The sequence below is a fragment of the Sediminicola sp. 1XM1-17 genome, assembly GCF_037203765.1.
GTDB lineage: Bacteria > Bacteroidota > Bacteroidia > Flavobacteriales > Flavobacteriaceae > Sediminicola.
In genome coordinates this window covers 178,328-204,745 of record NZ_JBBCAS010000007.1, presented here as the reverse complement: position 1 = coordinate 204,745, position 26,418 = coordinate 178,328, and the positions used below count along the sequence as shown (strand labels likewise).

Here is a 26,418-nt window from a genome sequence, read left to right as displayed (position 1 = left end):
CGTTTTTATATGTGTGTACTTTATTAGTGTTGGTTCAGTCTGAAATCGGGATAGGCATCCATTCCGTGTTCGTGTAGGTCCAAGCCTTCTATTTCTTCTTCTTTGGACACACGGATTCCTATTGTTTTCTTAAGGGTGTACAAGATGATGAATGCTGTCAGTGAGCAAAATACTGCTGCTGCACCAACCCCGGCCAGTTGATATAAAAACTGATCGCCACCAGCCTTGGCTCCAAAAATACCTACGGCCAAGGTACCCCAGATACCGCAGATCAAGTGTACTGCGATAGCACCCACTGGATCATCCAATTTAATTTTGTCTATAAGGGCTACACCAAGTACAATGATCACACCGGCTATAAGACCAATTATAATGGCTTCCAAGGGAGACATTAGGTCCGCTCCGGCAGTAATGCCTACCAATCCACCAAGGATACCATTAAGGAACATGGTAAGGTCATAATTTTTGTATAGGATGGTAGAAAAGATAAATGCTCCCACACCGCCCGCAGCTGCTGCCAAACTGGTAGTGACAAGTACCAAGGAAGTGCCGGCAGGGTCAGCGGAAAGTACGGATCCGCCGTTGAACCCAAACCATCCCAACCATAGGATCAAAACTCCAGCTGCTGCAAAAGGTATGTTGTGTCCAGGGATCGCATTTGGTTTGCCGTCTTCTCCAAATTTCCCGATTCGTGGGCCCAATAGGTATACAGCGATTATTGCGGCCCATCCACCTACGGAGTGAACTAAGGTAGAACCGGCAAAATCATGAAAACCTGCGTCATCACCGCCCAGGGTGGATAGGAATCCACCTCCCCATTGCCAAGATCCCACGATTGGATATACCAATCCTACGTATATTATAGTGAAGATCATGAATGGTCCCAATTTTATACGCTCCGCCACTGCTCCAGAAACAATGGTCGCTGCTGTTGCTGCAAACATCGCCTGAAAAAGAAAGTCTGTCCAATACGTGTAGCCGCCACTGGCGTACTCCACGGTCATTCCCGCTTCTCCTGGGTCCAATCCAAACCCTGCAAATCCGATATATCCATTAAAATCCCCAGGGTACATGAGGTTAAATCCGCCTATGTAGTATAGGAGAAGTCCCACGCAGATAATAAAAACGTTTTTAAATAATATGTTGATTGTATTTTTTTGTCTGGTCAACCCGATTTCCAAAAGGGAGAATCCTAGGTGCATGAAGAATACAAGTGCTGTACAAATCATCATCCAAACATTATTGGCTGTAAATAATCCTGCTTCCATTTTTTGTTTTGTTTAAATAATTCTACTTGAGTTAGTTGATACCTGCGTGTCCGTTTTCTTTTGTTCTAATGCGATAAGCATCCAGAACTTCGGAAATAAATATTTTTCCATCTCCTACATTACCGGTACTGGCTGTCTCTAAAATGGTGCTAACGGTTTTGTCCAAGAAGTCGTCGGAAACTACAATGACTAGATATCTTCTTTGGATATCCGAAGTACTGTATGAAATACCGCGATAAACATGGCCTTGTTTTTCATTTCCAACTCCTGTTACATCCCAGTAGCTGAAAAAGTTAACCTCAATTTGATGAAGTGCTTTTTTTACTTCGTCAAATTTTGACTTTCTGATAATTGCCTCTACTTTTTTCATAATTGATTTGTTAATTATGGTCCAAAAGTATGTTAAAAAAATTAACACCCCTCAAAAGTTAGGGGTGTATTCATAATTTTTATGTTTATAATAATTTACCCCCTAAAAAATTATGGGTATGATTTTTATTAATTAAAAAAATGAATTTATGATTATTGTTTTAGGGAGATTTATGGTAATAGTTGATGTATGAAGAAGTTTTTCGACAAAATGTTGCGAAATAATCAACGAATAGCTTGAAATGGTAATATTAATATATTGTAGTGGTCTTGGTCTAGTGACTTATCACTTATACCAATTTGGAGATCCAAAGGCCAATGGCTACAGCGATGATCCCAACGATCATGCTAGAGAGCGTATATAGGGAGAAGTTGAGTATTTCACCGGCCTTGAGGAAGGTGAAGTTTTCATGGGCAAAAGAAGAAAAGGTGGTAAAGCCTCCACATAGACCGGTTGCCAACAACAGGGTCTGGTTTTGTGTAAGATAATTTTGTTTGGCGGAAAGCCCCAATAGAAACCCTATAATGAGGCATCCAAGGCTGTTGGCCAAAAAAGTTCCTAAGTAAAAATTGGTATAAAGGGGATTGTAGGATTTGGAGATCAGAAAGCGCAGCATGCTTCCCAATCCTCCACCTAAAAAAACAAGTAACATTTGTTTCATACCCTAAAAGTATAAAACTAAATGGCTTTTTTGTAGTTGGAAGAACTTAAATCTATAGGATAGATTTTTGAGGTTGAACCTTCTAAAGATTGTTCAGAAACTTTCGAACTTTTCTTATTGGTACGGTTCACGCTAAAAATTAAAAGAATGGCATTGATTACCACCAATGTAATGAGAATGTTAAAAAATGTTACCATTTGTCCAATTAGTTTAGCAGTATAACGCAAAAGTACGTCTTTTCTTATATTATACGTTGTATTTGGACTTTATGTTGTGTAAGTGGTCGTTTTTGTGGTGTGAGCAGTTAATGTGTTAATTTTTAAGCAAATACTTAATTATAAACAGAATTATTATAAAGGTAATAAAGGTTATGCCAATCCACTTGACCCCCTTATAATTTTTTAGGTGTAGTTGCTTGTCTTGTTTGTATGAAAAAATCATGACTGCAATAAACACAATCACAAAAACGGCAGCAAAAATTAATTGTCCCTTACTGAACATATTTTTTATTTTTACGCAAAGCTAACTTAAAATACAACAACAATGAAACGTAAACTACGAGCAGTTGAGCAATTCCATAGTTCGTTTGGACTGGGTATTTCCGAGACCGCGAAAGCTGATTTGGGGGTCAATAAAAACTTGCTGAGGTTCAATTTAATGGATGAAGAGAACAAGGAATATTTGGAGGCCGCCAACAATAATGATCTGGTAGAGGTTGCCGATGCTCTGGGGGATATGTTGTATATATTGTGCGGAACTATCTTGGAGCACGGTATGCAGTATAAGATAGAGGAGGTTTTTGAGGAGATACAACGGAGCAATATGAGTAAATTGGGCGAGAATGGCAAACCTATTTACAGGGAAGATGGCAAGGTGTTGAAAGGACCCAATTACTTTAAGCCGAATATCAAGGAGATCTTGGAAAAGAAATAAAAAAAGCACCTGGTCAAGGTGCTTTTTTTATTTTGATTTTAAGTATTCTTACAATTTATACCTCCAGCCAAACTTATCTTCGGCTCTGTTGTATTGTATATCAGTGATGCGTTTCTTCAATAAAGAAGCATAACTATTTTCCAATTCTGGAAGTTCATAATCCTTTTCCTGGTATCCGAAGGCTGAGATAGGTGATATTACCGCAGCGGTTCCTGCACCGAACATTTCCATCAAGGACCCGTTTTTTGAGGCTTCAACTACTTCTTTTACCGTGATTTTGCGTACCTCAACATCAATTCCCTCGTCCTTTGCAAGTTCAATCAAGCTTTTTCTGGTAATACCATCCAATATCCTGTCGCTGGTCGGACTGGTGATCAGGGTGTTGTTGATCCTGATAAATATATTCATTGCTCCCGCTTCCTCGATGTATTCGTGGGTGTTATCATCGGTCCAGATCACTTGGTTGTAACCTTTGGCAACGGCCAATTGGGTAGGGTAAAACTGACCGGCATAATTACCACCAGCTTTTGCAAAACCAACACCGCCATTTGCTGACCTGGAATAGGTTTCCTCTATCAATACCTTCACCTTTCCAGAAAAGTATGGTCCAGATGGGGCGCAGGCAATAATGAATTTGTATTCGTTGGCAGGAGAGGCGTGGAATCCTTTGCCAGTAGCGAATACAAATGGTCTAATGTATAAGGAGCTTCCTTCGCTCTGTGGAATCCATTGCTGGTCCACTTTCAAAAGCGCCTTCAGGCCTTCCATGAAATACTCCTCCGGAAATTCTGGAATAGCCAATCTTTTAGATGAAATATTGATTCGTTTCTGATTTTCCAAGGGTCGGAATAGCCAAACATTATTGTCTGAATCCTTATAAGCCTTCATTCCTTCAAAAACAGATTGTCCGTAGTGGAATATTTTAGAGGACGGATCCAATGTAATGGGCTGATAGGGAACAACCTTTGGGGTTTCCCAGGCACCATCCTTGTAATCGCATACCATCATGTGATCTGTAACAATACTTCCAAAGGACAGATTGTCGAAATCCACTTGGTCAATTTTTGATGTTTTCGCTTTCTCAACGATAACATTCTTTACACTCGCATCCATTCAATATAAATTTATGGCAATAAAATTAATGAATTATCACTAGTTGCACTTCTTTTTTTGTTTAAAAAAGACCAGATTTGTAATCTGGAACAAAAATTTATCAGATATGAAACGTTTTAACATTTTGCTTGTTTTTATGCTAGTGATTGTCTCTTGTAAAGAGAAAAATTCCACTCCGGCAGAATCCACAACCACTGTAGAGACGGTAAAATATAGTACCTATGGTGATGAAATTCAGTCTGTTGGTGCCATTTCCCATACAGAAATGTGGGGGGATTATAAAAATTTGGCAGTATCGGACACGCTTACCGCCAAATTTACGGCTACTGTTGTCGAGGTGTGTCAGTCAAAAGGATGTTGGATGAAATTGAAATTGGAAGATGGAGAGGAAGCTATGGTGCGGTTTAAGGATTATGGTTTCTTCATGCCCAAAGATATTATGGGTAAGGAAGTTGTTGTCAACGGGAAGGCGTTCATAGAGGAGCAATCCATTGAGGACCAAAAACATTTTGCCAAGGATGCGGGTGATTCGGAGGCACAATTGGCCTTGATTACCGAACCCAAAAAAACCTATAGCTTTGAAGCTGATGGGGTATTGGTAAAACAATAACATGAAAAGAAAGATCATAACTACTTCCGATGGTTCCAAGACCATACAGATAGAGGACTGGGATGAGCAGTACCACTCCAAGCACGGTGCCGTCCAGGAGGCATACCATGTTTTTATAAAGCATGGACTTTCGCTTTTTGACCATAGGAAAATTTCCATCCTTGAGATTGGTTTTGGAACAGGTCTCAATGCATTGATAACATTGAAGGAGGCCCAGAAGCTAAACTTGGAAGTGGCTTATACCGGAGTGGAAGCTTTTCCGGTGACCAAGGAAGAGGTAGCACAATTGGATTATATCAAGGAACTCGGTGCTGAATCCCTGACAGCGGAATTCGAACAGATGCACAATTCCCCTTGGGAAAGGCCTATTTCATTGACAGAAAAATTTAGCCTTCAAAAACAACAAAAAGATTTCATGGAAATTGAGGATAGCAACAGCTATGACCTTGTTTATTTTGATGCGTTCGGCGCTAGGGTGCAGCCAGAACTTTGGACCGAGGTTCTTTTTCAAAAAATGTACGATGCGCTCAGCCTAAATGGCGTATTGGTTACCTATGCGGCAAAGGGGAGTGTTCGTAGGGCGATGTTATCCGTAGGTTTCAAAGTAGAACGTTTGCCAGGTCCTCCAGGGAAGAGAGAGATGCTGCGTGCCACAAAAACTGCATCGGAACAGGGGAAAGGTTAAATAATAACATAATTTTATACTTTCCTTAAGTTATTGTTGGCCAATACTGTTAAACCTTAATTAAAGGGTTTGACCTCCCTGCCTAAAACCTATATCTTTACCTCAAAAATTAGCATGAAAGTATTGATAACGGGTGCGACAGGTTTGGTGGGGTCAGCGATTGTTGAGTTGTGCCAGAAGAAAAATATTGACGTTAATTATCTTTCTACGAGCAAAAACAAAATTGTTTCCAAACCAAATTATACCGGTTATTACTGGAATCCTTCCAGAGGTGAAATAGACCTCGCTTGCTTCGATGGGGTTACCTCCATCATTAACCTGGCCGGTGTTTCCATATCCAAACGTTGGACCAATAGCAACAAAAAGGCTATTCTAAACAGTAGAATAGACAGTTTGAGAACCTTGAGAAATGGGTTGGAACAGGCCGATCCTTCAAACATAGAGTCTTTTGTAACTGCCTCGGCCATAGGGATCTATCCCAGCTCCCTTTCCAATTATTATGCCGAGAACGAACAAGCAGTTGATGATAGTTTTTTGGGTGAAGTAGTTGAGGCATGGGAAAGCGAAGCCGATACTTTTAAGAAATTTAATTTTAGTGTTGCCAAAATTAGGATAGGACTTGTACTTTCCGCAGAAGGAGGGGCGCTACCTGAAATGGCAAAACCTATCAATAATTATGTTGGAGCAGCTTTTGGTTCGGGCGACCAATGGCAATCATGGATACAAATTAAAGATCTGGCCAGAATGTTCCTATTTGTGGCCAACAATAAATTACAGGGGGTTTATAATGGGGTAGCACCAAACCCAATCTGCAACAATAAATTGGTCAAAGAGATCGCCAAGCAATTGAACAAGCCGTTGATTTTGCCAAACATCCCAAAATTCGCAATGAAACTGATATTAGGGGAAATGTCCTATATATTATTTGCGAGCCAACGTGTCAGCAGTAAAAAAATAGAAGAGGAAGGATTTGTTTTTCACTATCAAAATATTTGTAAAGCCCTGGAGGGCATCTATTCCGTGACAGATAAGGTAAAGCAGGAAGATACTGTTTCCCAAACTGAGTTTTTAAGGTGATAGGCCCACGAATTTACGTAAAGTACCATGCCAATAGAACATCCGCCTAAAGTGGGTGTTTTTTTATAAAGTTTAATGACATTTTGACATTTTTAAAGAATTGGCAGTACTTTTGCCATCTGATTTTACTACGATATTAAAGATACACAAATGAGCAAGAAAAATAAAGCAGAAGAAATGGAAGAAATGGTTTCTGATGCACATACCAATGACGAGATGCAAGAGAATGAAGGGAGCGTTGTTGAGGAAAATAATGAAGGAAGTGTCGAATTGACGGCAGAAGAACAATTGCAGCAAGATTTGGCAAAGGAAAAGGATAAATTTTTACGTCTTTTTGCAGAATTTGAAAATTACAAAAGACGTACCTCCAAGGAACGCATGGAGCTCTTCAAAACAGCGGGACAGGAAGTGATCGTTTCCTTATTGCCCGTTATGGACGATTTTGAACGCGCTATGAAAGAACTGGCCAAATCAGATGATAAGGAGATGTACAAAGGTGTTGAGCTGATCAACAATAAGCTCAACGAAGTTTTGAAGGCGAAAGGATTACAGGTCATCGAGGTGAAACAAGGAGACCATTTCGATGCTGAGGTTCACGAAGCCATTACACAGATACCAGCACCGGACAAAAAATTGAAAGGTAAAATTATAGATGTGATAGAAAAAGGTTTTACCCTTGGGGATAAAATTATTCGTCATCCAAAAGTAGTTGTTGGGAACTAAATTTAAAGTATGAAGCAAGATTATTACGACATTTTAGGAATTGGCAAGAACGCGAGCACGGCCGAAATTAAAAAGGCATACCGCAAAAAAGCCATTGAATATCACCCGGATAAAAATCCTGGGGATGCCAAAGCCGAAGAAATGTTCAAAACAGCAGCTGAGGCATATGAGGTTCTCAGTGACCCTAATAAAAAGGCGAGATACGACCAATATGGACATGCTGCATTTGAAGGCGGTGGTTTCGGTGGTGGTGGCGGCATGAATATGGATGACATATTCAGTCAGTTCGGCGATATCTTTGGCAGCGCATTTGGCGGTGGAGGCTTCGGAGGCTTTAGCGGCTTTGGTGGCGGAGGCCAGCAGCGCAGGGTAAAGGGAAGCAATTTGAGAATCAGGGTAAAACTTACCCTGGAAGAAGTTGCCAATGGCGTTGAAAAGACGGTCAAGGTCCGAAGAAAGGTCCAAGCCGAAGGCGTTACCTATACAACATGTGCTACCTGTGGCGGAAGGGGACAGGTGACAAAGATCACCAATACCATTTTGGGAAGAATGCAGACTGCCGCAACTTGTAACGTTTGTGGTGGTAGCGGTCAGACCATAGATAAAAAGCCCAATGAGGCCGATGCCCATGGAATGATCGTTAAGGAAGAAACCGTTTCCATAAAGATACCTGGTGGTGTTGAGGAAGGGATGCAACTGAAGGTTTCCGGAAAAGGTAACGATGCCCCTGGCAATGGTGTTCCAGGAGATTTATTGGTCGCCATTGAAACAGAGGAACACAATACCTTGAAAAGAGAAGGCGATAACCTTCATTATGATCTGTACATAAGCTTTTCGGAAGCTGTTTTGGGAACTTCCAAAGAAATAGACTCCGTGACGGGCAAGGTGAGAATCAAATTAGAGGCTGGGATACAGTCCGGTAAGATCTTAAGATTGAGAGGAAAAGGTATTACGAGCCTTAACGGATACGGTGCCGGAGACCTTTTGGTACATGTGAATGTGTGGACACCAAAGGAAGCCAACAAGGAGCAACGCGAATTTTTTGAGCGCATGCAAAATCATGAAAATTTTATGCCTAACCCAGAGAAATCCGATAAATCGTTTTTTGAAAAAGTTAAGGATATGTTCTCTTAAGTATTTATAGTTTTCATTTTAAATAAAAAACGTATATTTGATCTAATATTGGGAAACCAATATTAATTTTCTTTTTCATAGCAATTTTTTTCCCATCCTTGTCTCTGATAAGGGTGGGTTTTGTTTTTAAATAAACATCCTAATCTCAAATATCCTTTTAAAGCAATTAATTATCTTTGGAAAAATTGCGTACATGAACTCTATTTTAGTAGCTGAAAGTGTCTCCAAACAGTTTGGTGACCATGCAGCGCTTACCAATGTTTCTCTTGAAATCCCCAAGAATAGTATTTACGGTCTCCTTGGGCCAAATGGCGCTGGAAAAACGACGTTGATCAGAATAATTAATCAAATTACCTATCCCGATAGCGGCCGGGTATTTTTTGATGGAAAACCACTACAACCCCAGCATATTTCCATGATCGGGTATCTTCCGGAAGAAAGAGGGCTTTACAAAAGTATGAAAGTAGGGGAGCAGGCTTTGTATTTGGCCCAATTGAAGGGTTTAACAAAGGCCGAGGCAAAAGAACGTTTAAAATATTGGTTCGACAGATTGGAAATAGGGGACTGGTGGGGTAAAAAGGTGCAAGAACTTTCCAAGGGAATGGCACAGAAGATCCAGTTCATCGTGACCGTACTGCACCAACCCAAGTTATTGATCTTTGATGAGCCCTTTAGTGGTTTTGATCCCATAAATGCCAATATCATTAAGGATGAAATCCTGCAGTTAAAGGAAAATGGAACGAGCATCATTTTTTCTACCCATAGAATGGAATCAGTGGAAGAGCTATGTGAATATATTGCCCTTATCCATAAGTCGGAAAAAATACTGGACGGAAAACTGTCCGAAATCAAGAAGGCCTATAAAAACAATGTGTTCAAGGTTGGGCTGGAAGTGCTGGATGGAGAAAGCCTGTTGAATGAGCTGCAGCAAAAATTTACCATATCCGCCCCTATTTTTCTAAGGGAAGAAAATCAATTGGATTTCACCATACAATTGCCAAACAATCATACCGGGCACCTGTTGGCCCATTTATCTTCCAAGGCAAATATTAATCATTTTGTGGAGACCATTCCATCGGCCAACGAAATATTTATTCAAACCATCCAAAGTAAAAACACCCATGAATAAACTGCTACTCATTATTAAGAGGGAATACTTGGCCAAGGTCCGGAATAAATCCTTTGTCATTATGACTTTCTTGAGTCCCATTCTAATGGTTGGAATGGTGGTGCTCATTGCCTATTTGACCAAGGTGAACGACAGTGAGGAGCGCGTTATAACCATCTTGAACGAAAGTGATTATTTTTCCAGCGATTTCTTATCCACGGAGCATCTTTCCTATGTTAATTTTAAGGATATTAGTCTAGAATCGGCCAAAGATTCAACTGCGAGTTTGGGCTATTATGGCCTGCTGCATATACCTGACAATGGCAACTTGGAAACGGTGGCCCAAAATGCTGTTTTTTATAGCAAGGATTCGCCAAGTACATCCATTCTGGAAATCTTGGAAGATACTTTTCAAGACCGACTAAGGCTTGGCAGAATTCAGGATTTAGGAGTTTCTGTACAGGATTTTGAGGCTATGGACAAGCCCTATGAAATTAATGCCACTACTTTTAGTGGCGAACAGAACTTAAAAGGCATCAATGAAATCAAGGCCATCATCGGTGGTGGATTTGGATATCTGATCATGATGTTCATTATCATATATGGCGGTTTTGTAATGCGAAGTGTCATAGAGGAAAAAACCAGTAGAATTATCGAGGTAATTATTTCCTCGGTAAAACCATTTCAATTGATGCTGGGAAAAATTATTGGAACATCACTGGCGGGCATTACCCAATTCGCCATTTGGATAGTTTCGGGAGCATTGCTACTTTCTATAGTCATACTTATTTTTGGCTTAGAACCCGCAGCCCTTGGCAATGGGAGTCCAATGGGGGCAGAGGCAGTTGGGGGGATCACCCCTAACAGTGCCAATGAAACATTACAGTTGTACGCCAATGAGCTATTTCAGATACCATGGGCCATGCTCATCAGCTTTTTTCTGGTCTATTTTGTTCTTGGCTATTTGATCTACAGCTCCATTTATGCCGCAATTGGAGCGGCCGTGGACAATGAGACCGATACGCAACAGTTTATTTTTCCAATCATATTGCCCCTCATGTTGGGCATCTATGTCGGATTTTTCTCGGTATTCAATAACCCCCATGGACCCATTGCAGTTGCTTTTTCCTTATTTCCGCTAACCTCGCCCATTGTAATGCTGATGAGGTTGCCGGGCGGACTGGGAGAAGGGGGGGTGCCGGTATGGCAGTTGATTACATCCATAGCACTATTGATCGTTACTTTTGTGGGTATAGTATGGTTGGCTGCAAAGATCTACCGCGTAGGTATTTTAATGTACGGGAAAAAGCCAAGCTATAAAGAACTTTTTAAATGGTTGAAGTATTAAAATGGATAAGATTAAGGTAGTTTGGTCAGAGTTCAAGGATTTTTTGTCCATTGAGGTTTTCCAGAGTGATTCGATAGATATTAATGTGGGTACCATTTTAACGGTCGTCGTAGTCCTTATATTGGTAACCTTTTTGTTAAAATTGGTACACAAGGTGGTGACCTCCAAATTACCCGAGGAGGACAAGAACAAGTTCGTGAGCATCTTCGGGTTCTTTAAATACCTCCTGTATATTTTTGTTGTCTTAACGGTGTTGCACGCTTCAGGTGTTAATTTAACAGTCCTTTTGACAGCTTCTGCAGCGCTTTTTGTAGGTCTGGGTTTTGCCCTTCAATATTTGTTCCAAGACATAATTTCCGGTATTCTGATCATTTTGGACCAATCATTACATGTGGGGGATATCATTGAGGTGGAGGATAAGATAGGAAGGGTTTTTGAGATTAGGCTAAGGACAACTAGGGCCATAACCCGTGATGATAAGGTCATTGTTATTCCCAACCATATATTTTTAACAGATAGTATTTATAACTACACCCAAAATCACCGCACTACTAGGGAAAGTGTAAAAGTAGGAGTAGCCTATGGTTCCGATGTGCGATTGGTGACCAAATTACTGGAAGAAGTGGCGGCTTCACAGAAAGGGGTTTTGAAAAGTCCAAAATCCTTTGTTTTGTTTGAAGATTTTGGGGATTCTGCCCTTCTGTTTTCCATCAATTTTTTTATCAACGACAGTTTCAGTGATCCTAGGTTGAAGAGTGAAATAAGGTTTAAGATCAACGATAAATTCAGGGAGCACAATATAAGCATACCTTTCCCGCAAAGAGATGTCCATATCTTTCAATAGAGGGTGAAATGAGATATGCAATTTTCAGAGATTGCTGGTAGGAAGTTATAGGGAAGTCAATTTGGCATGAAAAATGGTCTCTTAAACGTCATACCAAAGTAGTACAATAAACGTTAGTAGTTAATAAGTTAGAATAGATGTCAAAAATATTGGTAATTGAAGATGAATCGGCCATTAGGAGGGTTCTAGTGAAAATATTGAGCGAGGAGAATGATGCCTACATTGTTGAAGAGGCAGAGGATGGTCTAAAAGGCTTGGAAAGCATAAAAAAGGAAGATTATGACCTTGTTTTGTGTGATATTAAAATGCCAAAAATGGATGGTGTCGAAGTATTGGAGGCTGCCAGAAAATTACGACCTGAAATTCCCTTTATAATGATCTCCGGACATGGAGATTTGGATACGGCTGTGAATACCATGAGAATGGGGGCATTCGATTATATCTCCAAACCACCCGATTTGAACAGATTGCTCACCACAGTGAGAAATGCCCTGGACAAGAAGGAATTGGTGATTGAAAATAAGATCCTAAAGAAAAAGGTCAGTAAGCACTATCAAATGATCGGTGAAAGCAAGGCCTTGGGAATGATCAAGGACATGATCGAAAAGGTTGCTCCCACAGATGCCAGGGTACTGATCACCGGTGCCAACGGAACGGGCAAAGAATTGGTGGCGCATTGGATCCACGAAAAGAGTCAGCGCAGTGGTGCGCCGTTTATTGAAGTGAATTGCGCAGCCATTCCTTCTGAACTCATTGAAAGCGAACTTTTTGGTCATGTTAAGGGAGCTTTTACTTCAGCGGTAAAGGATAGGGCAGGAAAATTTGAAGCTGCCAACAATGGTACCATTTTCTTGGACGAGATAGGGGATATGAGCCTATCGGCACAGGCAAAGGTTTTGCGTGCCCTTCAGGAAAGCAAGATCTCAAGGGTAGGGTCCGATAAGGATATTAAGGTAGATGTGCGGGTGATTGCAGCAACGAACAAAGACCTAAAAAAGGAAATTAATGAAGGCAACTTTAGGGAAGATCTTTATCACAGGCTTGCCGTTATCCTCATCCAAGTTCCCGCCTTGAACGACCGAAGGGAAGATATTCCTTTGTTGATCTCCTATTTTGCCGAAAAAATTGCAGAGGAGCAGGGGACAGTCACAAAAGTATTTTCAGATAAGGCAGTTGATATACTTCAAAAATACGATTGGACAGGCAACATACGCGAATTGCGGAACGTTGTGGAACGATTGATTATACTTGGGGGCAAGGAAGTCACGGAAGAAGACGTTAAGCTCTTTGGCAGTAAATAATAAAAAAGTCCTTCTCAGAAGGACTTTTTTATTGTTGAAACGATTACTTTGAATTTTTTCTGCAAGCCTCCAACTTTATAAGGGCCTTTTCAGTGATCGACTTTGTTTTTAAATTATAGTACATTTTGGCCTCAGTTATATCGGTACGCAACAATTGCTTTTCACAGTTTTGATAGACATTTATGGCATAGGCATAGGCCTCATTGCAATCCAAGGAATTTACCACATTGGAAAGGGACTTTTCATAACTTTGTAGGGATTTGTCGATCTTGTCATGTAAAATAGGCTGCTCTGGAAGGCGCATTGCCGTTTTTTCCCTCTCGGTTTCCTTTGTATTTATGGCCAAGACATCACTGGCGTATTTGCTCTTGTGCAGCTCGTGTTCACTAATTGCGTCCAAACCGCCATTTGCATTGTGTATCGCTTTTTCCAAAAGAATTCTGGTGCTTGCCATGGTGGTGGCACGAGTCGCATTTTTTAAATTTTCAGCGGTCTCATCAATAGCGTTTGAGGCATATTCACAATCACAATTTTCCAATTGTTTCTTGGATTTATCTATAGCACTCAAAGCTTTATAGGCATAATATCTGGATTTGTTGATATTCTCTGCCTTGATTGCCATTTCGGTCTGAGTTTTTATATAACCAATATTGGAACTGGCATAGTCACAGGCTTTGTTGATGTTAAAGGAAGATAAAATGCACAAAGCCATTGCACTGAGCAAAAAGTATTGTGTTTTCATAACGTAGGTTTTAGGTGTAAGGATTTGGGTATCTTACAGGTTTAAAGTTAGTTAGGCTTGCCTATACACAATTATTTAATCGATAAAGTGCCGTTTTACTATATGTTCGGGGCAAATGGTGCAATTTTCGGACCAAAAACTGACCAAAATTGTTGTTCAGTGATATGAGGAAAGGCCAAATTATAATTATATTCATGGCATGAAGAAAGTTAATACCGAAAGTTATAAGGTAACAGGTCCAATTACCTTGGCAACTTTGGATACGTCTGAAGATCTAAGGGCCTCCGAGAAGAAATTGAAAAGTGAGCTGGAAGAAATCCGACAGGAATTGAGCAAACTTCAAGATGTGCTCTATGCCCATGGAAAATATGCCGTACTGATCTGTCTACAAGGCATGGACACCGCGGGCAAAGATAGCCTCATACGTGAAGTTTTCAAAGATGTGAATGCCAGAGGGGTGGTAGTGCACAGTTTTAAGGTCCCTACTGAATTGGAGCTGAAGCACGATTACCTATGGCGCCATTACATTGCCCTGCCGGCCAAAGGCAAATTTGGGGTTTTTAACCGCACGCATTATGAAAATGTTCTGGTTACCCGGGTACATCCCGAATATATTTTGGGGGAGAACATTCCGGGAATTCATGAGGTTGCGGATATAGATGCGCATTTCTGGGAAAAACGCTTTGAACAGATTAATAATTTTGAAAGGCATATCGCTGAAAATGGAACCATCATATTCAAGTTTTTCCTACACCTTTCCAAGGAAGAACAACGGCAGCGTTTGCTGAGAAGGCTTGAACTGAAGCAAAAAAACTGGAAATTCTCTCCAGGGGACCTAAAGGAGCGTAAATTATGGGATGCCTATCAAGATTGCTATGAGGATGCGATCAATAAGACCTCAGGGCCAAAAGCACCTTGGTACGTCATCCCGGCCGATGTAAAGGCAGGGGCACGTTTAATCGTTGCATCCATAATATTGGAAGAGTTAAAAAAATACAAAGATATCAAGGAACCCGAACTCGACGAGGAAATAAAGGCTAATTTAGAAGCCTATAAATCTCAACTAGAAAAAGAGAAAGCATGAGAATACTTGGGCTATTGTTGTTTTTGACAGTAACTATTGGGTTTTCCCAAACAAATGATGAAAAACAGATTAAGGCAATCTATAATGCCGCATTGACAGATGGCAGGTCCTATGATTGGCTCAATTATTTGTCCAATCAGATTGGGGGAAGATTATCTGGATCCGTTCAGGCACAACAGGCGGTAGAATATACCAAAAAACAGATGGATTCCCTTGGGTTGGACAAAGTTTGGCTACAGCCGGTCATGGTTCCCAAATGGGTCAGGGGTGCCCCTGAATTTGCCTATATAGAAAATCAACCGGGTATGACAAACAACGTTCCCATCTGCGCATTGGGCGGCTCCGTAGCTACACCTGGTGTCGGAATCAAGGCCGATATAATAGAGGTAGAGGGAATTGAACAGCTCAAGAAATTGGGCAGGTCAAAGATTGCCGGTAAGATAGTTTTTTTTAACCGACCTATGGATCCTACCCTGATCAAGACATTTGAAGCATATTCTGGTTGTGTCGATCAACGTTACTCAGGAGCTGAAGAAGCGGCAAAATTAGGGGCGGTAGGTGTCATTGTCAGATCCATGAACCTTCGATTGGACGATTTTCCTCATACAGGATCCATGAGTTATGGTGATCTGCCCGTGGAAAGTAGGATCCCTGCAGCAGCCATCAGTACCAATGGTGCCGAATTGCTCAGTACTACTTTGAAACTTAACCCAAAGGTAAAATTCTTCTTTCGACAGAGCTGCAAACAATATGAGGATGTAGAGTCCTTCAACGTTATTGGTGAAATTAAAGGCAGTGTCCATCCCGATGAGATCATTGTTGTAAGTGGACACCTGGACTCTTGGGACCTAGGAGATGGATCCCATGACGATGGGGCCGGTGTGGTGCAGAGTATGGAAGTGCTTCGACTAATGAAAGTCAATGGCTATAAGCCAGAACGTACCATTAGGGCCGTACTGTTCATGAACGAGGAAAACGGACTCCGTGGAGGTAATAAGTATGCCGAAGTGGCCACGAGTAAAAAGGAGAACCACATCTTTGCACTGGAGAGTGATGCGGGAGGATTTACGCCTCGCGGTTTTTCTTTTGATAGTTCGGATGCCAATTTTGAACGGTTATTGTCATGGAAAACTTTGTTTGAGCCATATCTGGTCCATTTGTTCGAAAAGGGGCACAGTGGAGCGGACATTGGCCCGTTAAAAAACAAACAGGTGGTACTGGCGGGACTGGTACCCGACTCCCAGCGCTATTTTGACCACCACCACGCGCAGAATGATACTTTTGAACATGTAAACAAAAGGGAATTGGAACTTGGAGCAGCTACTATGGCAAGTTTGGTCTACTTGTTCGACAAGTATGGGATTCTACCCAACTAAATATGGGACTGAAGTTATTTCTGGCTCGAAACATGGGGAACTGTGAAAACAGTTCCCTTTTTTATGCTCACAGTTTTAAAGATAATGGCACATATTTTAAGAAGAAAAATAAATCCGTACCTTTGCCGTTCATAAAAAACGAGCAAAATGCAAGACGGAATATATGCTAAATTCAACACCTCAAAAGGAGAGATTTTAGTGAAATTGACACATGACAAAACACCGGGTACGGTGGGTAATTTTGTGGCCTTGGCAGAAGGTAACATGGACAATAGTGTAAAACCACAAGGCACGCCTTATTATGATGGAATCTCCTTTCATAGGGTTATTCCAGATTTTATGATTCAGGGTGGCTGTCCTCTGGGGACAGGTACCGGTGATGGTGGTTACAAATTTGATGATGAATTCCATAAAGACCTAAAGCACGATGGTCCTGGGGTACTATCCATGGCAAACGCAGGCCCTGGAACCAATGGAACACAATTTTTTATTACCCATGTGGCAACCCCGTGGTTGGACAATAAGCATACGGTATTTGGCCATGTAGTAGAGGGACAGGATATCGTAGATGCTATTTCTCAGGGAGATAAAATCAAAACTTTGGAAATAGTACGTGTAGGAGAAAAAGCAGAGGCATGGAATGCTGTTGAGGCTTTCCGAACTTTTGAAGGTTCTAGGGAAAAAAGGTTGGCTGAAGAAAAGGCTAAACGCACCGCCGAATTGGACAAAGTAGCTGCCGGCTTTGAGGAAACTCCAAGTGGACTTCGTTATAAGATCATCCAAAAGGGGAGCGGAGCCAAGGCAGAAAAGGGTCAGACTGTTTCAGTGCACTACGAAGGGGCATTGGTAAACGGTACTGTATTTGATTCTTCTTACAAGAGAAACCAACCCATCGATTTTAAACTGGGGATCGGACAGGTAATTCCAGGTTGGGATGAAGGTATTAGCTTGTTAAAAGTTGGTGATAAAGCCCGTTTTGTTATTCCTTCCAATTTGGCGTATGGCAGTGCAGGCGCTGGAGGTGTGATACCTGGTGATGCCACCTTGGTATTTGATGTGGAGCTTATGAAAGTAAAATAGGGCTGATTATTTTCAATATCCTTTTGTTGTATGGGATATTAAAATACAGACTTGATCAATGAATGAAAGGGGTGCCAAATTTGGTATCCCTTTTATGTTTTCCTGGAGGACCGATTAACGCTAATTACCAATAGTAAAATGTTAATTGCCAGAAGTAGTGATAAAATGCCAAAGAAGGTAGTCATTACGATAAAAATTGATGGTCTTGGTAAGGCCGGTTTTTATAGTAACACCCAAAAGTAGAAAAACCCTACTTTTTATTTTTTAGATTTGGCATTGTTGACGCTTATAACCAACAATAAGGCGTTGATCGCAAGCAATAATGATAGGATACCGAAAAATGTACTCATCTGGCTGTTTTTTATTTGGGGGAGGTTATTATTCTCTTAGATGGCCCAAATATAAATAGGTTGCGTACTTGAATATAGAATTTTTACTATTTTTTTGATGAAAGGCTGCCCCTTTGTTTTTAAATAATTTTAAATCAGGTGTTTAAGTGTTTAGAAAGTAATCACTGGAAGTGGTGTTTATTTTTAAGCCCTACAATTAGAAAAAAGGCATGGTGTATTTTTCAATTGGGATATGAGGTGGTATCAGAGCATAAAAAAGCCTGTCAATTTAAATTAACAGGCTTCTGTCCTTCAATAAAAAGTTAAAGAGTAAGTATTAAATTACTTTTACATTTACTGCGTTCAATCCTTTTTTACCTTGTTCCAATTCGAATTCTACTTCATCTCCTTCGCGAATCTCATCAATCAATCCTGAAATGTGTACAAAGTGATCTTTGTTTGTTCCTTCTTCAACGATAAATCCAAATCCTTTAGAGTCGTTGAAAAATTTTACTGTTCCTTTATTCATTACTAAAAATTAAAAAATTATATTAAGTGCAAATGTAGGATTAAATATTTTAAGTTGGTTGTTTTTGAGGAGTTTATATTGTTTTTTTTGTGACATGAAGGGTTGAAAGTCGAAAATATTCTTCAAAAACCCCGCTCAATCCCCTATGTAACCTTGGGTTATCTTGTAATTTCGCTATTTCCTTATGTTTTGTTCTTTTTGGAATACAGATAGAGATTTTCTACTTTTTCCCTTGCCCATGGGGTCTTTCTCAAGAATTTTAAACTGGATTTAATAGAGGGGTCGTTGTTGAAACACTTTATGTTTATCCTCTTTCCCAGATCAAACCAGCCATATTCAGCCACCAAATGCTCCAAGATATCAACTAACTTAATACCATGAAGCGGATTGTTTGCTTGATCTCCGTTTTTATTGGTTTCCTTCATTTGTTGTTCCATAGTGTACAGCAATTATTGGTCTTTAATTTAAGGCATATATTTTTAATCCTACTCAGGGTTCGTAGTATTCTAAACAGGAGGATTACCTATTTTTTCTTATCGAATCTTTAGTTCGGAGCGCTCTGTGTGTAAAATTTCCTTCACGGCAGCTCTATAAGCCGCAATATCTTTTGCTTTTTTTATTTTCTTGTACACCTTTTGGGGATTGGAAAAGGAATTGCTGAAATATTCCCAAAAGCCCAACATCTTCATGCGGATAGGTGTTGGTCCGGACAATGCTTGGTCATAAGCGGTAAAAATGGTGTCGTGAAAATCGCTAAAAATAGTTATCCTATCATCGGGATAAATGATGGTGTCATTTTTTATCATCATGGGTAGAAATGGATCTGCAATTAACCCGCGACCAATCATCCAATGGTCTATTGCTGGAAATTTTTCCTGCATCTCCCTAAATACCGATACCGAGGTGATATCACCGTTGTAATAGATTTTATGCGAACTATGGTCCAGGCAACGTTGAAATGCTTCCAAGTCGACCCCACCCTTATAAAGCTGCTTTCCAATACGCGCATGAATGGCAATGTTCTTAAGGGGATAGGTGTCCAACATTGGAAGAACCTCCAAAATTTCTTCGCTATTTTCATAACCCATCCGCATTTTCATGGAAACCAGAATATCTGTTTCGGTATGGACCCTATCAAGTATGGCATTTATCTTTTCAACATCACTGATCAAACCCGATCCCATACCTCTTTTGGTCACCATGGGATAAGGACATCCAAGGTTCCAATTCAATTCCTTGTAACCTAATTCCTGGACGTACTTAACTACAAACAGAAACTCATCGGCATCGTTGGTCATCACCTGAGGAATAACCTCCAAAGAAGAATTGTTTTCCGGTTGTAGGTCTCGTTGGTAGGATGATTTGATAATTAATTTTCCATCCAGACGGATATAGGGTGCGTAAAAAGTATCAATGCCCCCAAAATATTGGTTAAAGGCATTTCGAAATTTGAAGTCGGTAAATCCTTGCAAAGGGGACGAAAGAAGTGTGCAGCTCATAATTGGATACAAGCTGCAAATATATTTATTTTTTGCTACAACCTTCCAGATCTTCAGAGTCCCATCTCAGGATTATCCAAAGTCTCGCCCTATCTGTCAAGGAGGGGTTACAATTATCATTTGGTAAGCCGTAAAAATTTCATTCATTTCAGCTTTACGTGGCTCATGGTCCAGATTCACAAGGGTTACAAAAACGCTTCCATCCTTCCTGCTGGTTGGAAAAGCACAGACATCCTTTTTTAGAAGTTTATGTCCAAGCAAGAGGCACTTTCACAGGGAGGGAAATGCTATCGCCTCAGTCCAATTCAAATTCTTCTTCCCAACTTTGAATCTATAGGTATCTTCCAAAACATACAGCATTTCATTTTGTAAATGGTGCACAGGCACGGGTGTTCCTTTTCCTGGGGAATTCGATATTGGTTCAAATACGGCAAGTACAACTTCAGTGTCACCTCCAGATACTTGTAGGTCCAGAATATTCTTGTGGAGACCTTTTAATTTGATAGGGCCATGAACCCCAATTTCACCAGACTTAACTTTTAAACCTGTGTCATTGGTTTGGGATTAAGTACGATTTGGAGTAAAGGAGAATAAAGGAGTGGCCGCCAAAATCATCGCGATCTAAATAATGCCAATTCTTTTTGTGGATTTTAGAATTGGGGCAGATTTTCCCGTATTACAAGTAACTTAGTTAACAAGAGCATATGTGAATTTGTGCACTATCATAATACAAGCACATGATAAGGACTTGTTTGTAATTTTAGGCGCCAAGGGTGAAACTACAATAATGTGGTTTTAGCCAGCCCATAAAAAAACCTCCCAATGAAAAGGATCGGGAGGTGCATTCGTAATTTTATACTTTGCTATTCTCAATAAAAACTTGACGAATAGGTCATGCCATTTTTTAAATATTGGGTTGAGGTGTCATCCTTAAATACGGTTTCACTTCTACGACACCTTTTGGAAATATGTTAACGGCATCCGCTGTGGCTATAGACGGACTTACCACTACATCATCGCCATGTTCCCAATTGGCTGGGGTGGCCACCTTGTGATAAGCCGTTAATTGCAGAGAATCTATCACCCGTAATAATTCGTGAAAATTACGCCCTGTGGATGCAGGGTAGGTGATCATCAATTTCACCTTTTTATCCGGGCCTATGATATATACCGATCTTACAGTTAAATTATCATCGGCATTGGGATGGATCATGTCATAAAGATGGGATACTTTTTTATCTTCATCTCCTATGATGGGAAAATTTACCGTGGTGTTTTGCACTTCATTGATATCTTTGATCCATTCGGCATGTGAGGTAGTACCATCCACACTCAATGCCAGCATCTTTACATTTCTTTTGTCAAATTCGTCCTTAAATTTGGCAGCCGTTCCCAGTTCCGTAGTACAAACTGGTGTGAAGTCGGCCGGATGTGAGAATAGGATACCCCATCCGTCTCCCAAATAATCATACAAATTTATCATTCCCTGTGTACTGTCTGCCGTAAAATCGGGTGCAATATCTCCTAATCTTATAGTTGCCATAGTAATCATTTTAAAATTAATTATCCTATAAATTTAGTAGATTAATGAATGTCGGAATTAAATTTGGGGTTAAATTAGTATTAAAATTTAAAGTCCATAATTATGTTCGGTGATGCCAAATTTTACACTCGGTTTCTTATTTTTAGAATATGGAAAATATGGATATAGAACAACTGCGCTACCCGATAGGGCAAATGGCGCTCCCGGAGAAAATCACTCGCGAACAGATTGATGAATGGATTTCAGTATTGGAACACTTACCAATACGATTGGAGAGATTGGTCGTAAATCTTACAGAGGAGCAATTGGAAAAGCCCTATCGACCGGATGGTTGGACGGTGAGACAAGTGGTGCACCACATTGCCGATAGCCATCATCACAGTTATACGAGGTTTAAATGGGCCCTTACTGAAGACCGGCCATTGATCAAAGCATATGAAGAAAAGGATTGGTCCATGCTTTTTGACGCACAAATAGGACCCATCGCCCTATCATTGGATTATATAAAAGCCCTCCATGGAAAATTGGTTTACATGCTCAAAGGTTTGTCCGATTTGGATCTAGAGCGTGTTTATTTGCATCCAGATGGAAATGTTCCTGTAACTGTAGCTCAGAATATAGGGAAATATGCTTGGCATGGCAGCCACCATATCGCCCATATTGAAAACCTATTGTCAAGGGAGGGCTGGCTGTAACCTATAGGACTTTTAGCGTAACAGTGGAAAAATTACTTTTTCCACTTGATATTACAGCCCATACTCGGTTTTTGCTCGGCGGGAATTTGTGCACCTTTCAATAACTGGTCCATGGCATGTTTCAGGTCTTTTCCGGTTACCGGGATTCCATTGCCAGGACGGGAACCATCCAACTGTCCCCTGTAGACCAACTTCAATGTATTGTCGAACAAGAAGAAATCTGGGGTGCATGCTGCTTGGTAGGCCTTTGCAACCTCTTGGGTCTCGTCAAAGAGATAGGGAAAGGAAAAATCAAATTTATCCGCAAACTTGGACATATGCGCTGGAGCATCTTGTGGATAGTTAACGATGTCATTGCTGGATATGGCAATGGTTTTTATACCTTTTCGTTGGTATTCCTTGGCTATCCGTGATACTTCTTCAATTACATGAATCACAAAGGGGCAATGATTGCAAATAAACAAAATCAGTGTTCCCTCCTCACCTTGCAGATCAGAAAGGTTCAACTTATCTTGGGAAACGGTATCCGGGAGTAAAAAGTTGGGGGCCATTGTGCCCAACGGCAACATATTACTGGGAGTATTGGACATAAGTATCTTTTAATTCTGTTAATTGTTGATGTTATAAATTTACGGGAAAAAGGTGTTTTAAACAATTAAGATATATTTTTAAGGGAAACCATATGGGATCCATGTCTTTGGTTTAACCTTGCTGTTTATTACAACATGGGTAATTGAAGTTTTCAATGCATGTATGCCTTAGACGGATTTTTTATCATTTAACCAAGAGCTATTTCGGTTGTGAAACCAGTAGATTTTTTAGAAGAATTTATCTGCTTGATGGCATATGTTGTCTGTGATCAGGAATATGACCAATACCACTGAATTCAATATGATAGTCCCATGTATGAAGTATAAAATAAAAACAAAAAGATGAGTGAATCACTAACCTGGCCTGAATTTACAAAGGTGGATATGCGGGTCGGAACCATTTTGGAAGTACATGATTTTCCAGAAGCCAGAAAACCGGCCTACCAATTACATATCGATTTTGGAAAGGAACTGGGCATAAAAAAAACATCCGCACAAATTACCAAAAGGTATAAAAAAGACGACCTTTTGGGGCGTCAGATTGTGGCCGTGGTCAATTTTCCCAAAAAGCAGATTGCGAATTTTATGAGTGAGTGTTTGATATTGGGGGCTGTGGAGGGTGAAGATGTGATCTTGTTGCAACCAGGTATGGGAGTCCCCAACGGATTAAGAATATCCTAATAAAAAAGGCATCCACCGAGCGTATATTGCTCTGGTGGATGCCTCGTAATATTTAGCGTTTTGGATTACATGCTTTGTCCAAAGAAAATAGCATTCATCAATAATTTATTGGTGCCATACCAAAAGGCTCTAAAATTCGTATTATCGGTGAAAACGATGACCCTTCCTCTTCCCATTCTATTTACTTGAAAAGGAACACTGTTTTTAAGAAGTTTCAAATTTTCTTCCGAAACATATCCGCTCAGCAAAGGATCGTTTGTGTATTGAATAGGATTGTTATAGCTGTCCTTTGATGGTTCTATATATACATTGGTATCCCTGAACATGGGTAAGGTGTTGTTCTTGTAACCGAAATTGATCGGGTGGGAGCGATCCAATCTAGTTTGGAATATGGCGCCACCGGTCTCTTGGGCCCCAAAGAATTTTTCTCTTTGTTCAAAAGATATGTTTTTGGCGAGCAAAGTATCTTTCTTAAAAGTGAATTTGGTCAGTTCATTTTTGTTGAACCACTCAGCAGCATTTTTATATCCAATGACGGTTCCTCCACTGGATACCCAATCTTTTATCTGCTCTGCAATTTTTTTGTCCAAACTACCACGTGTACTGGGTACAATGATAGCAGTATACCTGCTCAAATCCGCTCTTGTAAAATATTCGGTATCAATTTTAGTGATTTTCATATCATAGCGCTGATCGAACAAATGCCAGATTTCTCCCGCATCGTAGGATGAAATTCCGTTTCCGACCAAAATAGCCACCTCCTGCTTCTTGATAAGGTCGAAATCATTACTTCCTAAATCAATACCCTTGGTAAGTCCAGTGCCAACACTGGTTATATTTATCCTACTCTCTTTGGCAACCTCGTCCAAAAAGGCATATAGGGCCTTAGGGTCCATTTCTTGGTTTTGTACAGGTACCATGATGGTGCCATAATCATATTGCCTACCTTCCAAAGTAAAAGGTGATTTGGCTACCTTCGCTCTAATGTCCTTGTTTAAGATCCTATTGAGAGCTTTTGGAGTATAGTATTCATTCCATTCAAAAAGATAGGCATAATTGCTCATGGCATCAACTCCCCCTGTCAATGGTTTAAAATCGGTGATTTCCTGTCCGGCATTGGAGAGAGAGCCCATTTCCGAATAATCTACGTTAAAGGCCATTGGAAATGTCCAGCCAGAAATATCATAGAACAAGCTATCTGTAAATGTTGTGCGTTTTTCGAACATGGCCTGTATCAACCTATTGTTCTTTTGATCCATGGGTACCACATAGCTACTTCCTTTTTTGTAAGCAACCCCATTAATGGTAGCGTCCTTGGAAAGTTCGTGGAATTTTATTTTCTGTCTGTTGAGGATTTCTGCCAAATGCCAAGTTTTATTAGCGTCCTTGGCATCGCCAAAAACAATGGCCTTGGTTTTGCTTTTGGCGGCATTGGCCCTAGTGTCCTTGTAGAAATCCCGTTGGTATGAAAGTATTTTGGTTCGCATGTTTTTAGCAGCCTCAATGGTAGAAAGGGCTGTGGTAAACTGATTTCTAATAGTAAAGGGAAAGGTCAATAGGCCATTGTCACTTTCTTGGATATGTCCCCTGGAACTACCCTGTTCAAATAATATACCGATACTACCTTGAACGTCGGGGTAAGTAGAGCCCTTACCGTAATAATAGTCATCGTAATTCTCTTCAGAATAATAAAAGGAACCTATCTTGTCCAATGCCTTTGCATGATAAGATCCTATCTCCGCAGTGAGCTCCTGATTAATTTTTGGTGTCAATGGATGCACCCTTGTAGGCTCACCGGGCTGAAAAAAGAAAGAGGAGTTGGTTCCCATCTCATGGTGGTCCGTAAGGATATTGGGCATCCATTTGTGAAATGATTCGATTCTTGCGCGACTTTCAGGAAGTTGTACAGGAAGCCAATCCCTGTTCATATCAAACCAATAATGGTTCGTACGGCCCCCTGGCCATACTTCATGATATTCCCTTTCATTGCCATCGGGATTTAGATTTTTACTTTTATTCGTGTTTGCCCAATAGGCAAAACGTTGAAGTCCGTCAGGATTGAAGGAAGGATCCATCAATATGATTTCCTGATCCAATAAAGCTTCAATTTCAGGTCCTTGAGCAGCTGCCAAATAATAGGCATAGGCTAGTCCTGCATTGGCCCCACTAGGCTCATTCCCATGGATGGAGAAACCTTGGTACACCACTATGGGCATATTCTCCAAAGAAGCATTGTTTCCGTTGTTGTCGGTCAATGCTAGATGCGCTTGTCTGATCTGTTCTAAGTTGGCATGATTTTTAGGGGAGGTAACGGTCAGTAACAATATAGGCCTACCTTCATAGGTCTCCCCTCTATTTTCAATGGTTATCCGATCACTGGCCTTGGCCAAAGTCTGCATGTAAAACATAAGTTTATCATGCGTCACATGCCATTCCCCAACTTCATGACCTATGACGTCGGCTGGTTTGGGAATACTGGGATCGTACGTGATGTTCTGGGGTAGGTAGTAGTTGAGGTCTAAGGATTCTTGGGCCGTAGAAATTTGCATGGTGGCCACGAAAAGAAATAGTAATAATTTTTTCATTTTCTGGTTTTGGATTAGTCTTTTGCTAAAAATAAAAAACGGTCCTTAGAAAAAAGGACCGTTAAGTTTTATTTAAGAAAAAAAGTGGTTAAATGTCGTCAAAATCCACATCGGTGAAATTATCCAGTGGTGTTTGTATATTGTCTGTATCCTGTTCTTCTTTTTTGAAATCTTTTTGATGTCTTTCAGAAATTACCTCAAGACCTTTTTCATCCACGATGTAGGCCATCATTTCATCCAAGATTTCTTTAAATGCGGTAAAATCTTCCTTGTATAAATAAATTTTGTGTTTCTTATAATGGAACGATCCATCGTCATGTGTAAATTTCTTACTCTCCGTAACAGTCAAATAATAATCTCCCGCCTTTGTACTTCTAACATCGAAAAAATAAGTTCTTCTGCCTGCTCTTAAAACTTTGGAATATATCTCTTCTTGATCCATTAAATCTTTTTCGCTCATTTCTTGTAGTGTCTAGTTACGCAATAACTTGTTAGTCCATCAAAAATGGA

General features: G+C 40.4%; 27 protein-coding genes. 15 read left to right on the top strand and 12 right to left on the bottom strand.

The annotated features are described in order from the left end of the window. Positions 1-23 precede the first annotated feature (23 nt). The 3 genes from WAA86_RS12145 to crcB all read right to left on the bottom strand — a co-directional run bounded on the left by WAA86_RS12145 (position 24) and on the right by crcB (position 2,299). Positions 24-1,268 (bottom strand): ammonium transporter, encoded by a 1,245-nt coding sequence (locus WAA86_RS12145; protein WP_337301278.1) that lies wholly within the window; start codon positions 1,266-1,268, stop codon positions 24-26. 31 nt (positions 1,269-1,299) lie between these two features. After that, on the bottom strand, positions 1,300-1,638 hold the full coding sequence (locus WAA86_RS12140) for a P-II family nitrogen regulator (RefSeq protein WP_337301277.1): 339 nt from the start codon (positions 1,636-1,638) through the stop codon (positions 1,300-1,302). Positions 1,639-1,927: 289 nt separating this feature from the next. Beyond that, a complete protein-coding gene (gene crcB, locus WAA86_RS12135) occupies positions 1,928-2,299 on the bottom strand; it encodes a fluoride efflux transporter CrcB (protein ID WP_337301276.1) in 372 nt (123 codons plus the stop codon). A 543-nt stretch (positions 2,300-2,842) separates the two neighbouring features. Here crcB and WAA86_RS12130 point away from each other — a divergent pair. Then, positions 2,843-3,232 (top strand): nucleoside triphosphate pyrophosphohydrolase family protein, encoded by a 390-nt coding sequence (locus tag WAA86_RS12130; RefSeq protein ID WP_337301275.1) that lies wholly within the window; start codon positions 2,843-2,845, stop codon positions 3,230-3,232. 48 nt (positions 3,233-3,280) lie between these two features. Here the strand turns inward: WAA86_RS12130 and WAA86_RS12125 are convergent, their stop codons facing one another. Further along, entirely contained in the window at positions 3,281-4,345 is a 1,065-nt protein-coding gene (locus WAA86_RS12125; RefSeq protein ID WP_337301274.1) for a branched-chain amino acid aminotransferase, read from the bottom strand. A 106-nt stretch (positions 4,346-4,451) separates the two neighbouring features. Here WAA86_RS12125 and WAA86_RS12120 point away from each other — a divergent pair, with 106 nt between their 5' ends. The 9 genes from WAA86_RS12120 to WAA86_RS12080 all read left to right on the top strand — a co-directional run bounded on the left by WAA86_RS12120 (position 4,452) and on the right by WAA86_RS12080 (position 13,175). Beyond that, positions 4,452-4,955 carry a DUF4920 domain-containing protein gene (locus WAA86_RS12120; RefSeq protein ID WP_337301273.1) on the top strand — a complete coding sequence of 168 codons (504 nt, stop codon included), beginning with the start codon at positions 4,452-4,454 and terminating at the stop codon, positions 4,953-4,955. A gap of 1 nt (position 4,956) precedes the next feature. Continuing rightward, positions 4,957-5,640 carry a tRNA (5-methylaminomethyl-2-thiouridine)(34)-methyltransferase MnmD gene (gene mnmD, locus WAA86_RS12115; protein ID WP_337301272.1) on the top strand — a complete coding sequence of 228 codons (684 nt, stop codon included), beginning with the start codon at positions 4,957-4,959 and terminating at the stop codon, positions 5,638-5,640. A 114-nt stretch (positions 5,641-5,754) separates the two neighbouring features. Next, on the top strand, positions 5,755-6,717 hold the full coding sequence (locus tag WAA86_RS12110; protein ID WP_337301271.1) for a TIGR01777 family oxidoreductase: 963 nt from the start codon (positions 5,755-5,757) through the stop codon (positions 6,715-6,717). Between the two features lie 150 nt (positions 6,718-6,867). Then, positions 6,868-7,440, top strand: a complete 573-nt coding sequence (locus tag WAA86_RS12105; RefSeq protein WP_337301270.1) for a nucleotide exchange factor GrpE — start codon at positions 6,868-6,870, stop codon at positions 7,438-7,440. Between the two features lie 9 nt (positions 7,441-7,449). Beyond that, positions 7,450-8,574, top strand: coding sequence for a molecular chaperone DnaJ (dnaJ, locus tag WAA86_RS12100; protein ID WP_337301269.1), 1,125 nt, complete (start codon positions 7,450-7,452; stop codon positions 8,572-8,574). 193 nt (positions 8,575-8,767) lie between these two features. Further along, entirely contained in the window at positions 8,768-9,703 is a 936-nt protein-coding gene (locus tag WAA86_RS12095) for an ABC transporter ATP-binding protein (RefSeq protein WP_337301268.1), read from the top strand. After that, the gene (locus tag WAA86_RS12090; protein WP_337301267.1) at positions 9,696-11,030 is read left to right on the top strand and encodes an ABC transporter permease; all 1,335 of its coding nucleotides are present in this window, start codon (positions 9,696-9,698) and stop codon (positions 11,028-11,030) included. The genes WAA86_RS12095 and WAA86_RS12090 overlap by 8 nt, the downstream gene beginning before the upstream one ends. A 1-nt stretch (position 11,031) precedes the next feature. Continuing rightward, a complete protein-coding gene (locus tag WAA86_RS12085; protein WP_337301266.1) occupies positions 11,032-11,874 on the top strand; it encodes a mechanosensitive ion channel family protein in 843 nt (280 codons plus the stop codon). Positions 11,875-12,011: 137 nt separating this feature from the next. Beyond that, complete coding sequence (locus WAA86_RS12080; RefSeq protein ID WP_337301265.1) at positions 12,012-13,175, top strand: sigma-54-dependent transcriptional regulator; 1,164 nt, start codon at positions 12,012-12,014, stop codon at positions 13,173-13,175. Positions 13,176-13,218: 43 nt separating this feature from the next. Here WAA86_RS12080 and WAA86_RS12075 read toward each other — a convergent pair whose 3' ends face one another. Beyond that, complete coding sequence (locus tag WAA86_RS12075) at positions 13,219-13,917, bottom strand: hypothetical protein (protein WP_337301264.1); 699 nt, start codon at positions 13,915-13,917, stop codon at positions 13,219-13,221. A 199-nt stretch (positions 13,918-14,116) separates the two neighbouring features. On the opposite strand from WAA86_RS12075, the gene WAA86_RS12070 reads away from it, so the two are divergent. From WAA86_RS12070 to WAA86_RS12060, 3 genes are all read left to right on the top strand, one after another. Continuing rightward, on the top strand, positions 14,117-15,001 hold the full coding sequence (locus tag WAA86_RS12070; protein WP_337301263.1) for a PPK2 family polyphosphate kinase: 885 nt from the start codon (positions 14,117-14,119) through the stop codon (positions 14,999-15,001). Next, positions 14,998-16,377 carry a M28 family peptidase gene (locus WAA86_RS12065; protein WP_337301262.1) on the top strand — a complete coding sequence of 460 codons (1,380 nt, stop codon included), beginning with the start codon at positions 14,998-15,000 and terminating at the stop codon, positions 16,375-16,377. The genes WAA86_RS12070 and WAA86_RS12065 overlap by 4 nt, the downstream gene beginning before the upstream one ends. Before the next feature lie 147 nt (positions 16,378-16,524). Beyond that, positions 16,525-17,457, top strand: a complete 933-nt coding sequence (locus WAA86_RS12060; RefSeq protein ID WP_337301261.1) for a peptidylprolyl isomerase — start codon at positions 16,525-16,527, stop codon at positions 17,455-17,457. A gap of 666 nt (positions 17,458-18,123) precedes the next feature. Here the strand turns inward: WAA86_RS12060 and WAA86_RS12055 are convergent. The 4 genes from WAA86_RS12055 to WAA86_RS12040 form a co-directional block, all read right to left on the bottom strand. After that, positions 18,124-18,315: a cold-shock protein gene (locus WAA86_RS12055; RefSeq protein ID WP_337301260.1), complete on the bottom strand. Its 192-nt coding sequence runs from the start codon at positions 18,313-18,315 to the stop codon at positions 18,124-18,126. Between the two features lie 182 nt (positions 18,316-18,497). Beyond that, entirely contained in the window at positions 18,498-18,752 is a 255-nt protein-coding gene (locus tag WAA86_RS12050) for a VF530 family protein (RefSeq protein ID WP_337301259.1), read from the bottom strand. Positions 18,753-18,848: 96 nt separating this feature from the next. Then, positions 18,849-19,814, bottom strand: coding sequence for a tRNA-dihydrouridine synthase family protein (locus tag WAA86_RS12045; protein WP_337301258.1), 966 nt, complete (start codon positions 19,812-19,814; stop codon positions 18,849-18,851). Between the two features lie 904 nt (positions 19,815-20,718). Continuing rightward, a complete protein-coding gene (locus WAA86_RS12040) occupies positions 20,719-21,357 on the bottom strand; it encodes a peroxiredoxin (protein WP_337301257.1) in 639 nt (212 codons plus the stop codon). Positions 21,358-21,506: 149 nt separating this feature from the next. Here WAA86_RS12040 and WAA86_RS12035 point away from each other — a divergent pair, with 149 nt between their 5' ends. Continuing rightward, positions 21,507-22,052, top strand: coding sequence for a YfiT family bacillithiol transferase (locus WAA86_RS12035; RefSeq protein ID WP_337301256.1), 546 nt, complete (start codon positions 21,507-21,509; stop codon positions 22,050-22,052). Positions 22,053-22,084: 32 nt separating this feature from the next. Here the strand turns inward: WAA86_RS12035 and WAA86_RS12030 are convergent, their stop codons facing one another. Beyond that, on the bottom strand, positions 22,085-22,642 hold the full coding sequence (locus WAA86_RS12030) for a thioredoxin family protein (RefSeq protein WP_337301255.1): 558 nt from the start codon (positions 22,640-22,642) through the stop codon (positions 22,085-22,087). Between the two features lie 342 nt (positions 22,643-22,984). On the opposite strand from WAA86_RS12030, the gene WAA86_RS12025 reads away from it, so the two are divergent. After that, on the top strand, positions 22,985-23,323 hold the full coding sequence (locus WAA86_RS12025) for a tRNA-binding protein (RefSeq protein WP_337301254.1): 339 nt from the start codon (positions 22,985-22,987) through the stop codon (positions 23,321-23,323). 65 nt (positions 23,324-23,388) lie between these two features. Here WAA86_RS12025 and WAA86_RS12020 read toward each other — a convergent pair whose 3' ends face one another. Together WAA86_RS12020 and WAA86_RS12015 are read right to left on the bottom strand one after the other, a co-directional pair. Next, positions 23,389-25,908: a M14 family metallopeptidase gene (locus tag WAA86_RS12020; RefSeq protein WP_337301253.1), complete on the bottom strand. Its 2,520-nt coding sequence runs from the start codon at positions 25,906-25,908 to the stop codon at positions 23,389-23,391. 88 nt (positions 25,909-25,996) lie between these two features. Next, the gene (locus WAA86_RS12015; protein ID WP_337301252.1) at positions 25,997-26,368 is read right to left on the bottom strand and encodes a PUR family DNA/RNA-binding protein; all 372 of its coding nucleotides are present in this window, start codon (positions 26,366-26,368) and stop codon (positions 25,997-25,999) included. Between the last annotated feature and the right edge of the window lie 50 nt (positions 26,369-26,418).

Coding starts and splice junctions, on each gene's coding strand:
- WAA86_RS12075 (WP_337301264.1), bottom strand. CDS start 13,917: ATGAAAACACAATACTTTTTGCTCAGTGCAATGGCTTTGTGCATTTTA.
- WAA86_RS12015 (WP_337301252.1), bottom strand. CDS start 26,368: ATGAGCGAAAAAGATTTAATGGATCAAGAAGAGATATATTCCAAAGTT.
- WAA86_RS12040 (WP_337301257.1), bottom strand. CDS start 21,357: ATGGCAACTATAAGATTAGGAGATATTGCACCCGATTTTACGGCAGAC.
- WAA86_RS12105 (WP_337301270.1), top strand. CDS start 6,868: ATGAGCAAGAAAAATAAAGCAGAAGAAATGGAAGAAATGGTTTCTGAT.
- WAA86_RS12020 (WP_337301253.1), bottom strand. CDS start 25,908: ATGAAAAAATTATTACTATTTCTTTTCGTGGCCACCATGCAAATTTCT.
- WAA86_RS12145 (WP_337301278.1), bottom strand. CDS start 1,268: ATGGAAGCAGGATTATTTACAGCCAATAATGTTTGGATGATGATTTGT.
- WAA86_RS12090 (WP_337301267.1), top strand. CDS start 9,696: ATGAATAAACTGCTACTCATTATTAAGAGGGAATACTTGGCCAAGGTC.
- WAA86_RS12070 (WP_337301263.1), top strand. CDS start 14,117: ATGAAGAAAGTTAATACCGAAAGTTATAAGGTAACAGGTCCAATTACC.
- WAA86_RS12110 (WP_337301271.1), top strand. CDS start 5,755: ATGAAAGTATTGATAACGGGTGCGACAGGTTTGGTGGGGTCAGCGATT.
- dnaJ (WP_337301269.1), top strand. CDS start 7,450: ATGAAGCAAGATTATTACGACATTTTAGGAATTGGCAAGAACGCGAGC.
- WAA86_RS12125 (WP_337301274.1), bottom strand. CDS start 4,345: ATGGATGCGAGTGTAAAGAATGTTATCGTTGAGAAAGCGAAAACATCA.
- WAA86_RS12140 (WP_337301277.1), bottom strand. CDS start 1,638: ATGAAAAAAGTAGAGGCAATTATCAGAAAGTCAAAATTTGACGAAGTA.
- WAA86_RS12120 (WP_337301273.1), top strand. CDS start 4,452: ATGAAACGTTTTAACATTTTGCTTGTTTTTATGCTAGTGATTGTCTCT.
- WAA86_RS12055 (WP_337301260.1), bottom strand. CDS start 18,315: ATGAATAAAGGAACAGTAAAATTTTTCAACGACTCTAAAGGATTTGGA.
- WAA86_RS12030 (WP_337301255.1), bottom strand. CDS start 22,642: ATGTCCAATACTCCCAGTAATATGTTGCCGTTGGGCACAATGGCCCCC.
- mnmD (WP_337301272.1), top strand. CDS start 4,957: ATGAAAAGAAAGATCATAACTACTTCCGATGGTTCCAAGACCATACAG.
- WAA86_RS12060 (WP_337301261.1), top strand. CDS start 16,525: ATGCAAGACGGAATATATGCTAAATTCAACACCTCAAAAGGAGAGATT.
- crcB (WP_337301276.1), bottom strand. CDS start 2,299: ATGAAACAAATGTTACTTGTTTTTTTAGGTGGAGGATTGGGAAGCATG.
- WAA86_RS12130 (WP_337301275.1), top strand. CDS start 2,843: ATGAAACGTAAACTACGAGCAGTTGAGCAATTCCATAGTTCGTTTGGA.
- WAA86_RS12095 (WP_337301268.1), top strand. CDS start 8,768: ATGAACTCTATTTTAGTAGCTGAAAGTGTCTCCAAACAGTTTGGTGAC.
- WAA86_RS12080 (WP_337301265.1), top strand. CDS start 12,012: ATGTCAAAAATATTGGTAATTGAAGATGAATCGGCCATTAGGAGGGTT.
- WAA86_RS12045 (WP_337301258.1), bottom strand. CDS start 19,814: ATGAGCTGCACACTTCTTTCGTCCCCTTTGCAAGGATTTACCGACTTC.
- WAA86_RS12065 (WP_337301262.1), top strand. CDS start 14,998: ATGAGAATACTTGGGCTATTGTTGTTTTTGACAGTAACTATTGGGTTT.
- WAA86_RS12035 (WP_337301256.1), top strand. CDS start 21,507: ATGGAAAATATGGATATAGAACAACTGCGCTACCCGATAGGGCAAATG.
- WAA86_RS12085 (WP_337301266.1), top strand. CDS start 11,032: ATGGATAAGATTAAGGTAGTTTGGTCAGAGTTCAAGGATTTTTTGTCC.
- WAA86_RS12050 (WP_337301259.1), bottom strand. CDS start 18,752: ATGGAACAACAAATGAAGGAAACCAATAAAAACGGAGATCAAGCAAAC.
- WAA86_RS12025 (WP_337301254.1), top strand. CDS start 22,985: ATGAGTGAATCACTAACCTGGCCTGAATTTACAAAGGTGGATATGCGG.